The 13,766-nt window shown below is 67.5% G+C and carries 10 protein-coding genes and 1 pseudogene; 5 read left to right on the forward strand and 6 right to left on the reverse strand.

Annotated elements, in window-relative coordinates:
* The first annotated feature begins 102 nt into the window (after positions 1-102).
* Positions 103-1,089, forward strand: coding sequence for a hypothetical protein (locus AB5J73_RS44695; protein ID WP_370965644.1), 987 nt, complete (start codon positions 103-105; stop codon positions 1,087-1,089).
* A gap of 30 nt (positions 1,090-1,119) precedes the next feature.
* Here the strand turns inward: AB5J73_RS44695 and AB5J73_RS44700 are convergent.
* The 3 genes and pseudogenes from AB5J73_RS44700 to AB5J73_RS44710 form a co-directional block, all read right to left on the reverse strand.
* Positions 1,120-1,392: pseudogene (locus tag AB5J73_RS44700) on the reverse strand (integrase); the annotation flags it as partial.
* Between the two features lie 169 nt (positions 1,393-1,561).
* Complete coding sequence (locus tag AB5J73_RS44705) at positions 1,562-1,906, reverse strand: hypothetical protein (protein WP_370965646.1); 345 nt, start codon at positions 1,904-1,906, stop codon at positions 1,562-1,564.
* A gap of 16 nt (positions 1,907-1,922) precedes the next feature.
* Complete coding sequence (locus AB5J73_RS44710; protein WP_370965648.1) at positions 1,923-8,183, reverse strand: PA14 domain-containing protein; 6,261 nt, start codon at positions 8,181-8,183, stop codon at positions 1,923-1,925.
* A gap of 351 nt (positions 8,184-8,534) precedes the next feature.
* On the opposite strand from AB5J73_RS44710, the gene AB5J73_RS44715 reads away from it, so the two are divergent.
* Positions 8,535-10,226, forward strand: a complete 1,692-nt coding sequence (locus AB5J73_RS44715; protein ID WP_370965650.1) for a DUF2079 domain-containing protein — start codon at positions 8,535-8,537, stop codon at positions 10,224-10,226.
* A gap of 441 nt (positions 10,227-10,667) precedes the next feature.
* Here AB5J73_RS44715 and AB5J73_RS44720 read toward each other — a convergent pair whose 3' ends face one another.
* A complete protein-coding gene (locus tag AB5J73_RS44720; RefSeq protein WP_370965652.1) occupies positions 10,668-11,087 on the reverse strand; it encodes a hypothetical protein in 420 nt (139 codons plus the stop codon).
* A 61-nt stretch (positions 11,088-11,148) separates the two neighbouring features.
* Here AB5J73_RS44720 and AB5J73_RS44725 point away from each other — a divergent pair, with 61 nt between their 5' ends.
* Positions 11,149-11,652: a MarR family winged helix-turn-helix transcriptional regulator gene (locus AB5J73_RS44725; protein ID WP_370965654.1), complete on the forward strand. Its 504-nt coding sequence runs from the start codon at positions 11,149-11,151 to the stop codon at positions 11,650-11,652.
* 95 nt (positions 11,653-11,747) lie between these two features.
* Here AB5J73_RS44725 and AB5J73_RS44730 read toward each other — a convergent pair whose 3' ends face one another.
* Positions 11,748-12,548 (reverse strand): pentapeptide repeat-containing protein, encoded by an 801-nt coding sequence (locus AB5J73_RS44730; protein ID WP_370965656.1) that lies wholly within the window; start codon positions 12,546-12,548, stop codon positions 11,748-11,750.
* Positions 12,549-12,657: 109 nt separating this feature from the next.
* Positions 12,658-13,146 carry a hypothetical protein gene (locus AB5J73_RS44735; protein ID WP_370965658.1) on the reverse strand — a complete coding sequence of 163 codons (489 nt, stop codon included), beginning with the start codon at positions 13,144-13,146 and terminating at the stop codon, positions 12,658-12,660.
* A 57-nt stretch (positions 13,147-13,203) separates the two neighbouring features.
* Here AB5J73_RS44735 and AB5J73_RS44740 point away from each other — a divergent pair, with 57 nt between their 5' ends.
* On the forward strand, positions 13,204-13,413 hold the full coding sequence (locus AB5J73_RS44740) for an HAD-IA family hydrolase (RefSeq protein ID WP_370965660.1): 210 nt from the start codon (positions 13,204-13,206) through the stop codon (positions 13,411-13,413).
* 20 nt (positions 13,414-13,433) lie between these two features.
* Positions 13,434-13,763 (forward strand): hypothetical protein, encoded by a 330-nt coding sequence (locus AB5J73_RS44745; protein WP_370965662.1) that lies wholly within the window; start codon positions 13,434-13,436, stop codon positions 13,761-13,763.
* Positions 13,764-13,766 lie beyond the last annotated feature (3 nt).

Raw genomic sequence — 13,766 nt, forward strand, 5'->3', positions numbered from 1 at the left:
GCCACCGGCAACGACCGGCTGCGCGCGGCCGAAGACGGCGGTGCGCGGTCTATTCGCGGTCCACGAGAAGCTGTGGCGTCGGTCACGCTAGCGTGTTGTTGCATGAGCTTCGACTTCGGCGACGTCCCAACGTGGATATCAGCCATCTCCGCCACAGGAGCCCTCATCGCGGCAGGTTTCGCTGCATGGTGGACCTCCAAGACTGCAACGTCAGCTGGCCAGCAAGTGGTGGCGGTCCGTGAGCAGGTTGAGGCAGAACGCGAGCAGCTCGAACTCGCGAAAGGCGAGGCTGAACGCCAACAAGCGTTGGCGGCGCAAGCCGACGAACGCGCAGCGGCCGCTGCCGAGCGCGAACGCGTAGCAGCCGAGGCAGCCGAGAGCCGAGCAGAAGCAGCAGCCCAGCGTGAACGGGCCGCATATAGGGCAGCTGAAGATCGCTTCCTGCGCGCACAACTCGACACTCGCGCACCGACGGTCTACGCAAGAGCAACGCCAGGCTCAGTACTACGTGAGCACACTGTCGCGACCGTCGATGGCCCCTCGCCCACGCCGCTCCTCGCAGTGGTGCCGCTGGCGACTTATCAAGAGAATCCAAACGCAATATTTTGGAGCAGTCGATATTCGATAAGCGAGACAGTTAGCATACCGGACGACAAATTCTATGTATTCGTTCTCACTGCAACAATTCAATTTGTCAACAGCTCAGATGTTCCCGCGCGGATCGACTTTCCCAATCTTGAAAACGTTACCCTGCTCGGCCGCCGTTGGGGTCAGGAACTAGTTGTGCCGCCACGAGAAGCTCGACACGTTGTCGCCCGAAGAAAACTCGAATCCGCCGGCATGAAGACCAACGAAGGGATTGGAAATCCCAACGTCACCACTCTCGATCTTGAGTACTGGGTACGCGATCTTGGGACAAATGTACGTGACACATTCCGTCTCTGCCTTGACATGCGGTACTTTGAGCGCGACGGCTCACGATTGACCGTGAAGCCCGAACCAGCATTCCCCTGGGAGGAATGCTTCGGAGGACAAATAAAGCAGCGCCTATACGAGCAACTCGACACAGGTGAACACTTTGACAAATGAATAAAATAATTGCCGATCTATGTTTCCAAGTCAAGAATTCGCGCAATTCGCTTCCGCACTTTCCCCCTGCCAGTCGAGTGCTCTCTCGATGCGGTCGTGGGCGGCCGGCTCCAGGCCGGCGATCACCTTGGCGTAGATCTGGTGCAGTACGGCGACCGAGTGGCCGGCCCACTCGGCTCACTGCGTAGACGGCACCCCAGCGGACAGCCAGGTGGACATACAAGCGTGCCGCAGGTCGTAGGGGCGCTTCGCCAGCGGCGAGGCGTACTCGCCCTCTGAGAGCGCACCCTTCCGCGCCTTGTCCTAGACACGGTGGCGAAACGTTACCGCGAGACTAGGACGCTGCACTCTCGGAACGCCGTCACCTCGCGCCGGCCGCCGTCACGAACTCGAGTGTCGCCGCGGGTCACACGACTGAGGGACTGCACGGTTGACTCGCAACCGTACAGTCCCTTATGAAAGAGTGACCGTCCTAAGCGGACTCTGCTCCGTCGTGGAACACCTCGAGGCGGACCTTTGCCGCTGCCTCGTTGTCCAACCAGCGCAACTCGAACTGCTCGCCGTACCAGTCGAGCCGAGCCGTCTCCAGTTCCTCCTGCGCGCTTTCCATTCCCGGATCCGCGCGATCCTCGTACCGCCAGTGCTCCGGTTGGTCCAAGTCCCGTCGCGCGAAAACCATGTCGACGTAAGTGACATCGTCAGCGCTCTTCACGAGCTCGGGAACCGTGACGTGGAGGTATCCCTCGATGCGCGTCCCGTCCGATACTTCGGCGATCCGGTCAGCGAACGCGAATTCGTTCGACGTGTCGTGCTCCATGGGCACCTCCCGCGGGTCAGTGTCGCACATGGTAGTTGTTGGTGTACTTCTTGTTGACGCGACCAGACTCGAAGTTGGACTGCCAGCCACGCCGCCCCTTGTTCTCCGGGGATCGGTATTGGCGTTTCCCGTTGCGGGAGACCCAGCGGACGCTGCCGCGCTTCGTGACGGTCTTCTTGGCGAGGGGGCCGACCCAGATACGACCGGCCACCCTGGATTGGCGGAAGGTCGCCTTGACGCCCTTGTAGACGAATCCTTGCGAACGCCGGGCCGCCTTGAGGATCGTACCGACCCCGCGGGCGAACTTGGCTGCCTTGTAAGCACCGATCGCCGCGCCGACGGCGGCCGTGCCGATCCCGGCGGTGAGGACGCCGGCGAGGGCTTGCGCGCCGTACCGTGCTGCCGCTCCCCAGTTCCCCTGGATGGCGTTTCCTGCCGCAGCCACCCCGCTCGCGATGGTTCCGATCGGTCCGGGGATCCACGAGGCGACTTCGGCCACCTTGGTCACGACGCTCACGATCGAGCTGAACCAGGAGCCGCCGTCGAGGTCCATCGCGTTGATCGGGTCGCCGGCGACGTAGTCGTAATCGTTGGCGGAACCCCCGTCGACCGGGTCGACGGAGAGGAAGCGGCCGAGCAGCGGGCTGTAGGGCCGGGCCCCCATCTGCACCACGGACAGCGCGCCCGTGTGCTCGTAGGGACGCTGGTACTGGCCGAGCCAGCCGTAGTCCATCGAGCCCGGGGCGTTGTCCGGCACGTTCTGGCTGTCGACCGCACCCGAGGCGGTCAACGGCTGCCCGTACGGGTCGAAGGTCCGCAGCTCACCGACCTGGTGGCCCGAGGAGTCGGTGGACAACACCAGGTCGCCGCGCACCGACGGGTGGTCGTAGGTCGGCGTGAACGCTCCGTCGGAGCCAACCCTCGTCGTGTAGAGGACGCCACCAGGCAGGGTCAATGCGAGCGTGGTGAGCCGGCCATCGGCGGACAGGGTCAAGTCCGCGGTGTCGCCGTCGCTCGTGTAGCCGTACCGGACGACTGTGTTGTTGTCGCAGTCACGCGGGTCGCGTCGCACGATCCGGTCGGTCACGTCCCGGGTGTAGGCGATGTCGGCGTTGAGCGCCGGATTCGGGCCGACGCTCTTGACGCCGATGTTGCGGTCGGAACCGTCCCAGGTCAGGGTCGTAGCCGTACCATCGGTCGCTTTCCAGCCGGTGGTGTTGCCGTTGGTGTCGTAGGTGAAGCCGGACAGGATTGTGGCACCTTCGGTGGCCAGCAGCCGGTCGGCCGCGTCGTAGCAGTACCGGGTTTCGGCGGTGCCGGAGGCGGTCTGGTCGAGCAGGCGCATCCGGTTGGTGTTCAGGCCCGCGTTCGCCTGGGTGCCGTTGGGACAGGTCGCGGACGCGGACGCGGTGTAGTCGTAGGTGTAGTGGTGCCCGGTGACGTAGGCCTCGGTGAGCCGCCCGACCCCGTCGTAGATGTAGTTGGGCGCGTCCGGCCGGGCATCGACGCCGGCGAGGGACTCGTCGATGATCGTCCCCGCCGACGTTCGACCGACCTTGCTGACCAGATCTCTGCCGTCGCTGGTCTTCCAGCCGAGGGACAGGAGCCTGGCCGCGTTGTCCTTCGACGTCGACGCCAGTGAGGTGCCGTTGGCGTAGTCGACGGTGGCGAGCTCACCGGCGTTGTCGTAGCCGACGGTGGCCAGGGTCTGACCATCGAGCTTCTGGGTGAGGGTCCTGCCCGCGTCGTCGTAGGTGGTGGAGATCGTCCTCGGCTGGTCCGCGGCGTTGGGTGGGGTGACGGTGGCGGAGGTGACGCGGCCCGCCTGGTCGTAGACGGTGCTGGTGCGCACGCCGTTGACGTCGGTGTAGCCCACCTCACGACCGAGGAAGTCGACCGTGGTCGTGACGGTGCCCTTGTCGTCGCTCATCGAGGTGGTGAGCGGGTCTCCGCCGACCGCGTAGTCGTGGGTTACGGTCCGCGCGGGGGCATCGGTGCTCGCGGGCACCTTGACCTGGACGGGCCGGTCTCGGCTGTCGTAGCTGGTGCAGGTCCACGCCCCGCCGGTCGCCTCGGCGATCACGCGCCCGGACGCGTCGTAGACCTGCTCGTCGACCCGCGCCGGGCCCGTCGCCGGGGCCGTCGACGTGGTCAGCTTCGCCAGGCCGCCCTGGTTGACCGCGGCGCTGCCGGCCACGCACGGGTTGACCCGCGTCTCGGTGTCGCCGTAGTACGAGTAGGTGGTTTTCGCGCCGGTGGCCATGGTCTTGGCGGTCTTGCGCAGGTAGCCACTGCCGGGCGTCTCGTAGGAGACCGCCCCGGCGACCTTCAGCCCCGACGGGTTGGCCAGTCCGGACGTGGCCAGCCCGTACACCGGGTCGATCCCGCTGTCGCTGAAGCTGGTGGTTCCCGTCTTGTCCGCGACGCCGTCGGATTCCGACGCCGTGGTAGAGGTCTTGAGCCCGTAGTGCGGCCGCAGCTGCGTCCCAGGTACGGGCTGCTGGGTGCCGGACGGGGTGGTCCAGTGCAGTTCCAGCTGGGCGGTCAGGTCGAACTCGTAGTAGTCGACGCGAATTCGTTTGGCCTGGCCGGCGGAATCGGCGTGCACGACGCCCTGGCGCCACTTCGCGGTGGTGTTGATCCAGTCGTCGATGACGAGCTGGTCGTCGACCCACACGCGAACGCCGTCGTCGGCGAGCAGCCGCAACGTGTAGTCACCGGCGACGGGGAAGACGATGTCGCCGCCCGCGCGCAGCGAGTAGTGGTCCGCGGGAATTCCCGCGGTGGGCGCCACCGAACCCCAGTTCTTGACGAACGTGCCGTCCGCGGTGCCGAGTCCGGTGGTGTAGACCTTCGGCGCGCCGGAGAGCTGGTCGTTGTCGTACCAGGACACGGCGAGGCCGTTGATGCCTTCGTCGTAGCCGTTGTGGCCGTGGGACATTCCTCCCGGACAGGTACCGCCGGGCAGCTGACCGATGAAGCAGGACGCCGGTGCCGGGCCGTAGGAGTCGACCGGGCGGTCGGCGTAGTCGTAGACCGTGGTGGTCTTGCGTCCGGCCGCGTCAGTGGTCGACAGCGGCAGATCCTTCGGACTCCATTCCTGCGTCGACGTCTTCCCCGCGCTGTCGGTCGTGGACGTGGTCCGGTCAGCGGCGTCGTAGGTGACCTTCGAGAAGAACCCGGTCGCGGGGCTCAGCCCCGCGACGTCCACAAAGGTCTGACGGTTCGCCGGGTCGTAGCGGTAAGCGCGGGCCGACCGGGCCTTGCCGATCGCGGGCACCGCGGAGTTGACCGAGATGGCCTTCGGCTTGGCGGCGGTGTCGTAGGAGATCGTGTGGGTCAGGTCGCCTTCGTTTGCTTTGCGGTTGACCGGGTCCGCGGCGATCCAGTCGTTGGCGAGGCTGTCCCGCGTTCCGGCGAGCAGACCGGCCGCGTTGTACCCGTAGTCGGTGATCTCCGAGCCCGGATCCTCGATCCGGCCGAGCTGGTTGCCGCCGACGTACCAGAGGCGGGTTTCGGTGCCGTCCCAGTAGCTGATCCGGCACAGCATCTGTGCCGGCGGCAGGGTTTGCGCGCCGGCGGGAGCGGTTGCGCCGCCGTAGCAGTCGTCGCCCGCGCGGTTGTAGTGCAGGACGTGCGAGCGCTGCGAGACCGGGTCCTTGATCTCGCGCAGCCGCGAGGGAGTGCCGTCGTAGATGTACTGCAGCGCCGTGGGCTTGCGGGAGTCGATGCTGGAGGTCTGGCTCTCCAACTTGCCGTCGGCGCGGAAGACGAACACCTCGCCGCCGTCGGTCAGGGTGATCTTCCCTCCCGCGTCGACTCCGAGAACACCGTCTTCGCCACTCGGCGGGGTGTAGCCGCCGGCGCTCTTCTTGGTCCAGGTGTGCTTGGCACCCGACGCGTCGGTCAGCACGATGTTCTGGTCGCTGACCTTGGCCTCGGTATAGCTCGAGCCGTCACCGTCCAGGTCCGCCGACAGCGCCCAGCCCCGCGGCAGCACCGGGAGGTCGCTGGTGTAGAGCCAGTCGGCGGGCACGATCTGTGGGGCGACGGTGGTGTTGTCGGTGGTGCGGACGAACAGCCGCATCTTCGCCGCGCCGGTCGCTTCGGCGTTCTCGACCTTGATCGGGACCCGCTGGCCCGCGGTCAGCGTGACATTGGTGGCCTGGGTCCAGTTCAGGTCACTGGCGCTGTTGACCTCGTAGACCTTGGCGCCGTTGATCCACACGGTCGCACCGTCGTCGTGCACGCCTGCCAGCTGGTAGGTCCCGGCGACCGGGGCCTGGAAGAAGCCTTCCCAGCGGGCGACGAACCAGTCCGCGGGCAACGCCGGCGCGAACGGCGAGTCGGTACCCCAGTCGACGTTCACCTGCGGCTCAGTGCGCACCAGCACCGGCTGCTGAGGGTCGCTGATGATGCCGTTGTGCGAGAGGTCGACGAAGTAGGACGCCTTGAGGCCCTTGTTCTCCACCTGCTGGGAGTTGTAGGTGAACGACAGTCCCGCGTTGCCGCCGACCGTGGTGAAAGTCGGCGTCTGCGCACTGGTCGACACGTTGCCGTTGGCGAGGTTGACTTCGACCGGACCGGCGTCGTCCGTCGGGGAGGGCCCGTGGTCGCCGATGCGCTGGTCGATCTTGAAGTGGCCGACCCAGGTCGGGGTGATCGTCGTGGTGCCGCTGTAGGTCATCGCCTGCCACGTGTAGGCGACGCCGTCCTGCAGGATGCCCGCCGGGACCGTCCAGGTCGGCGTCGTCAGGCAGCCGGATTCGACCACCACGCCGGACTTGGCGTCCGCGCCGGTCGCGATGCGGAAGCAGTACTTGACCTGCTCGCCGTCGGGGTCGGCGACCGGGTTGACCGCCAGGGTCGGAGTCAGCGACGTCGACACGGTTCCGTCGACCGGCCCGACGAGCGTCGCAGCCGGGGCCGGGGAGCCGGTGTCGACGGTGAGAGTGGCGTTCAGGTTCTTGTACGTCCAGGTGCCGGGGTTCTCCGCCCCGACCATCATGAAGAACACCGAGCCGTCGCGGGCATTCACGCGGTCGCGGATGAACCCCGTCATCCCCTCGCCGACGAAACTGCCGACGTCGCCGACCAGCGCGCTGGTCATGTAGCCGCCGACGCCGTTGAAGTTGAAGCCCGACGCGTGGTAGAGGTTCGCGTTCCACGTCTTCAGCGACCCGACCACGCTCGTGTTGCGCGTCAGGTCCATGCGCGCGCCGACCACCGTCTTGCCGAACAGCGGCGAATAGTCCATGTGGAAGACACTGCGGTTGTACGTGTCGCCCTTGGCCTGGCTGTTGCCGATCCGCAGGCCGCAAGCGTCGCAGTTCGTGCCGTCGGAGCGGTAGGAGTGCGACTCCGTGACGCCGTAGGTGAAGGTCGGGTCCACCGACACCGGGTAGACCCGCTTCGGGTCACGCAGCCAGTTCGGGTCGACCGCGACCGTCAGCCACCAGTCAGCGCCGGCCTTCTCGAGGGCGTAGGTGCCACCGGTCATCGCCGGCGCGGTCTCGCCGTTGCCCGCGGAGTCCCAGGTCTCGATCGGCGGCAACACGATCTTCGCCGCGCCCGCCTTATCGGCGAGGGTGACCGAGCCGTTCTTCTCCAGCTTCGGGGTCAGGTCACCGGTGGTGAGCTTGAACTTCCACGCCGAGCGGCCGTCGGCCGGGGGCCGCTTGAGCTTGATGGTCTCCTTGACCGCGCCCGGGGTGACCTCGTAGTCCAGGTCCGTGCCTGCGGCGACCTCGGGGTAGGTGACCGAATCGCCCTTTACCGCCGCCGTGGTCGGGGCGGCCTGGTCGAGCGCGAGGCCCGCGGTGTGGCCACCGGACTCGACCTGCAGCACCGCCGCGTCGTCGGCCTTGCTGGCCAGCGACGGGCTCAAGGGGTGGTTGTCTGCGTCGGCGCGTTTGGTCGCCGGGTCCGCTTCGAGGGTGGTCCGGACCGGCTGCCACTGGCCGTGCTCGTCCTGCACGTTCATGGGCTGGTTCGACTGGCGCACCGAGTGCGTGCCGTCGGCGTTGACGTACTCGGTGGTGAACATCGACCTCGACACCGGCGTCGAGCGCTGCGGGTCGAAGTGCGTGCCCGCACCGCCGTCGCGACGGGTCTGCGCGGTGAAATCGGCCGTCGACGGTGCTTGCGGCGCGACCGGCGCCGGTGCTGTCGGGGACAGCAGACCGACGTCACGCGGGTCGATCGGCTTCGGCGCGACCGGCGGCGCCGCGATGGCTTCGGTGCTGCCGACGAGCAGGGTCATCGTCAGGACGAGCACGAGGGCTCTGACCCAACGGACCAACTGGACAGGGCGCGACAAACGCAGCACGACCGGTTCCTCCCCTGGCGATCCCGGCTTCGCCGCGACCGCCCCCATGGCCCGTGGGACAACTTGCCGACACGGGTCTGACCGGGGTCGGAGATTCTCATCCCTTCGCCCGCACCGCTCATCGCCACGACCTCACACAGCTGTTACACAGGTCGAACGAGACGAAAGCCACAGTTGCCAATTGATCACCGATGCCGTAAACGCCAGGTCACCGCCCTGCGGCAGCCCGAAAGCAGCCGGTTACGATCGCCGGCGGTCCGGCCGTCCGCGGACCGCGCCTTCCGTTCCGGCAGGAGACCCATGACTCAGCCAGTGCTCGCCGATGCCCCCGGGCCCGACGTCACCGCGCCGATCCCGCGCATCACCGAACCGGCTCACCGCCGCGGGTCGTGGCGCCCCGGCGCCGTCGCGTGGTGGGTCTTCGCCGCAGTCCCGGCCGGCTTGGCGCTGCTGGCGGCGGTCCGCGCGCCGCGGATGCACGTCCTACTCGACTACTGGCACGTCTTCACCAAGATCACCGACGACAGCGGCAACCTGCTGCTGGGCCAGGTGTTCACCTATCACCTCGACCAACCGTTCGTTGTGCCGTCCCTGCTGTTCTACGCGGACGCCGCATGGTTCGGCGGCGACAACCGAGTTCTGACGGTCCTTACGATCGTGCTGCTCGTGGTCGCCGTACTGGCCCTGCGCACGATGCTGCCGCGACAGCTCTCCCCGACCTCCCGCGGCGCCTTGACGGCCGGCATTTCGTGGCTGTTGTTCAGTTCTCACGCAACCGAACTGTGGGTGCAGGGCACGAACGGCATCAGCTGGGTCCCCGCCGTGACGGCGTGTGCGATCGCGATCGCTTGCGCACACCACGGCCGTCTTGCCTTGGCGTCGGGCGCGGCCGTTCTCGGTTGCCTCAGTTTCGGTGCGGCGCTGCCGATCTGGTTCGTGATCGCGTTCATCATGTGGCTGCGCAAGGAATCCCTGCTGCGTACCGCGATCCTGGCAGGGGTCGGCATCGTCGTCGTCGGTGCGTGGTGGCTCACCAAACCCGCCGGGGCACAGTCAGGCTCGACGGCGGCGTTCGACCCGGACGGGCGCCTCTCTGTCATCGCTGCCGCCGCGGGTGGCCTGTGGTCGGTGGACACCGCCGTCATAGCGGTGATCGCGGGCGGCTTGACGATCACCCTGCTCGGGTTGTTGCTCAGCAGCACGATCGGTGACCGCCTCCGGGACTCGGCCGGCACGGACGCCGGGTGGGCGGGTTTGGCCCTCTACGCATTCGCGCTCGCGCTCATGCTCGCCCTGGGGCGGACGACGACGAACGTCCCGGGAGGCAACGTCGGACTCATCAGCCGCTACGCCCTCGTCGCCGCGCTCGCCACCGTCGCGTTGTTCGTCCTGACCACTCTGCGCCGTCCACAGTGGTCACAACGCCATCTCGTCGCCGCCGTCGCCGCCCTGGCGTTGATCACGCACGCGATCGGCGGCGGAAAAGCCGACGAAGTCCGCCGAAGCTATGCGCCGCTCACCTTGTCCGCCATCGCCCTTCGCGTTGACGCACCCGCGGCTTTGGACGCGCTCCACATCCAGCGCGACGCCGCACCGGCCGCCCGCGCGTTGCACGCCTACCCGTTCACCGACGAGTTCACCCTCGGCTGCCACGGCCCGGAACTCGGCGGCCACGTCGACCTCGCCACCGCACAACCGATGCCCTCTGGCGGCCCTGGGGACGCACACGGGGCGATCGACTCCCCCGCCGCCACAGCCGGTGCCCTCGTCACTGGCTGGGCCGTGGTCGCCGGCACCCCACCGGACTGCATCCTCCTCACCGATCCCACCGGCACCGTGACCGGCGGCGGCATCACCGGCCTACCGCTCACCGCCGCGCAGGGTCCGGCCACCCCCGCGGGCGCCACAGCGTGGCGGGCGGCCGCGGGCCCGACCAGCGGGCCGCTCGTCGTTCTCGCCGTGCGCGGTGGTCACCTCCACCGGATCAGCTGACAGAACCCGCTCACATCCGCCGTCGCCGGACCGCCGTGAACGCGAACAGTCCGGCCGGCAACCACAGGAACCCTGCCCCGGTCCAGCCTGCCGCGTCGGGCGGATCCATCGCCATGCGCCGTGGCCAGCAGCGCGGATCACGCCGAACTACGCCGCCACCGTGAAAGGACCCATGATGCGCGTTTGCGCGGTGGCGTTGATGGCGTGGGTGGCAGAGCCGGGATCGCCGGCAAGTCCCAGCTGAACCCCTTCAGCTACACCACGACATCGGGGTGTCTCGCACCTGCGCGAAGTCGCCTTGCGTTCGATCTACGTGGACGGAGCTGGCGCGCCGCCGGCGACGGTCGAGGCACAGCTGCCGGGCGTCGGCACAGCGGACGGGCACGACCCGGCGAACGCTGACGACTCGCAACAGCGTGTGCCTGTTTCGCGGCCGAGTGCTCAGCCCGCGTGGGGTGCCGGCGACGTCGCGTCCGGCGCACGCAGAGTCGGGCGGAGGGCGAGGACGACCGCGCCGGTGACGGTCAGGTGCATCAGCATCAGCCCGGCCACGTTGGCGGCGGTCGCGCCCGCGGTCAGCAGGAGCACGTCCGGGATCCACGTCAAGACGAGGACGAGGGGCACCACGATCCGCAGCACCTTCGGGTGGCGGCCGGCGATCAGACCCCACCCGGCGGCGCCTACGAGCAGCCCGAGGACCGTCGCGGGCAGGTAGGCGGCGGGGTTGAGGCCCATCCCGATACCACCGTCGTCGAGGGCGGACGCCGCGAGAGCGATGACAGTGTTGACGGCAGCAGCCGCCACGATGGCGATCCCCAGGCGGAGAGCCGTGGCAGGGGACAGGGCGGCGGTGGTGGACATCGCTCCTCCTTGGGTTGCGTGTTAAACCCAAGCTAGGTTGAGTTGCGTGTTAAAGTCAAGCGTGCACGAGCAGGGAAAAGTCGAGCCGTTCGACCGGCTCGACGACGACGAGCGGCGCGCGTGGGTCAACGTGGCGAAGGTGCTGCTCACGCTGCCAGGAGCGCTGGAAAGCCAATTGTTACGGGACGCCGACCTGACGCTGCTGGGCTACATGATCCTGGCGCGGCTGTCGGTGGTGCCGGGCGAAAGCCTGCGGATGAGCGAGATCGCGGAGATGGCCAACGGCTCGCTGCCGCGGATCTCCCACGCGGTCGCCCGACTAGAGGACCGCGGATGGGTGACCCGGAAGGTGTGCACCGGCCAGGGCCGCCGCTTCACGACGGCAACCCTGACCGACGCGGGACGCACCCACCTGGCGACGGCGTCGCCAGCGCACGTGGCAAACGTCCGGCACCTGGTGATCGAGCCACTGGGCGCCGACTTCGCCCGGCTCGGGGACGCCGCCGAGCGGATTGTCGAAAACCTGGGGCTGCCGACCGAGGTCTTCAAGCGCCCGCAAGGCTAACCCACCGGACGACGAAGGCGGCGGCGACGTCCGCACCGAGGCCGTTCGGCTGGACGGCGGCATCCGGATGGCTCCGCGCCGAGCGTGAACGCCGGCTAGCCTCGCGTGATCCCGGGGTACTGCCCTTCAGTCAGGCAAAAGGGTTGCGGAGGGATTTTCAGGATCTCCGGGTTGTCCAGCTGCTTCGGGTCGACCAACGCATCGCTGATGCCCGAGTCCTTCCAGTCGACACCCGAGAGCTGCGCCCCGAGCAGGTTCGCGTACTTGAGGTCACTGCCGACGAATCGGGCTGCGGTCAGGAAGGCTTCTCGGAGATCGGTGTTGGCGAGCACCGCACAAGTGAAATTCGACTGAATGGCACTCACGCGGCCAAGATTGGCGCTCAAGAGGTAGGCGCCCGTAAAATCGGCACCGGTCAGTTCCGAACCACTCAAATCGGAGCCGGCGAAGTACGCTCGTACGAAATCCATACCCACGAGGTCAATCCCGGATAGGCAGGTGAAACGCAGGTCTACCGAGTATTCGTAAGCTCTCGTGTCGGGCCTGATGTTGTTGTGGCCAATCACCCCCACGGCGGCCCGGATGTCTTCGGGTACGCGTTTCCCTTCGGTGCAACCGGAGACCGGCGCGTGCTCGCGAACGAACGACGCCAGGTACTTCAGGATCTTGGGACGATACGGTGGCGAGTCCTGCATGAGATCTTCCAGAGCGTGGATCCCACCCTGCCTGACGTCGATGCTGCCCTGGTTGCCCAGTTGCTGCACAGCGCGGTCGAACCGTTCGTCCAGCTGCCCTCGCCGGGCGATTTCCACCTGCTCCTGGCTGGCCTGAGCCGACCTGTCACTCGCCTCGGCGGAGCGCCAGCTGATGGCCACCGCGGCCGCCGCGACGATCACTGACAGGAAGCTGATGACGAGACTCCACCGCTCCCGCCTTCCTGCGCGTTTCGTTGTCCGGTGCCGCTTCCGCGGCACGGAAGAACCATTCCTTCCCCGAACGCTAGACCTACGCGCGGCGCGACGACGATTCTTGTTCCGTCGTTTGTTTGTCGCGGACATGGCCGACGAGTATGCCGCATGAGCCACGGGAACCCGGCGCCGGCCAGCTTCTCAAAACCTGGTCCTCCTCGGCTGCGTCGAACAAGGCGCATACTTCCGGCCTGCTGACCTTCATCGACGGGGTGCGCGGCAGTTCGTTCACGATCTTGACGACAGCGGACACCTGGTACCGCGCCAGCCGGTCAGCGAGCCAATCCTGCAGCTCGGCGACTCCCCGCTCGGCGCGCAGCGTCACCGCGGCGACCGGGACCTCACCCAGCCGCTCGTCGGGAATCCCCACCACCGAGGCGTCGCCCACGGCGGGATGGGCCCGCAGCGCCCCCTCGATCACGCTCGGCACGTTCTTGAACCCGCCCCGGTTGAGGGCGTCGTCCGCGCGGCCGTGGATGAACAAGAAACCGTCCTCGTCGAGACTCGCCAGGTCGTTCGTGCGCACCCGGGCCGTCGACGGGCAGCTGCGGTCCCCGGGCCTCCAAGCTCGCACGAAGTGGGGATGAGCAAGCCCGATCCGCGGATCTACGAGCTCACCTGCACACGCCTTGGTGTCGGCCCGGAGGAGATGGTCTTCCTCGACGATGTGGAGCCCAACATCGCCGGTGCTCGCGAGGCTGGTATCCACGCGATCCACTACCGGGACAACGCTCAGGCGATCACTGAGATAGAGGCGGTGCTGAGGTCCGGATCGGCGGGTGCCCCGGAGTGAGAAACGGTTGTGGCAGGTCCGTGCCGACACCCCGGGTGATCGCCGGTCGGCCGGCTCGCGACGTCCGCGGGGTTTCCGGTTGCTCGATCGCGAAGTCCGGTATCGCGGACAACTTCTTCGGCTCGGCGTATTCCGTGCCGGAGGCGCGCTTCGACAGCGTCAACCGGCAGCTCCTCGCGATCGCCCACGACATGCGCGACACCGCCCTCTGCGTCCAGATCTCGGTGGCGGAGGACTTCCTGCTGATCCGGCGGAACCTCGCCGTAAGGCAACAACCCTCGGCCGGCCAGCCGGGATATTGCCGGCGTATCGAAAAACGCATACGGGCCCGCAACCGCGGCCCGTCTTGACTG

It is taken from the genome of Amycolatopsis sp. cg9, from assembly GCF_041346945.1.
In the GTDB taxonomy this organism is placed as follows: domain Bacteria; phylum Actinomycetota; class Actinomycetes; order Mycobacteriales; family Pseudonocardiaceae; genus Amycolatopsis.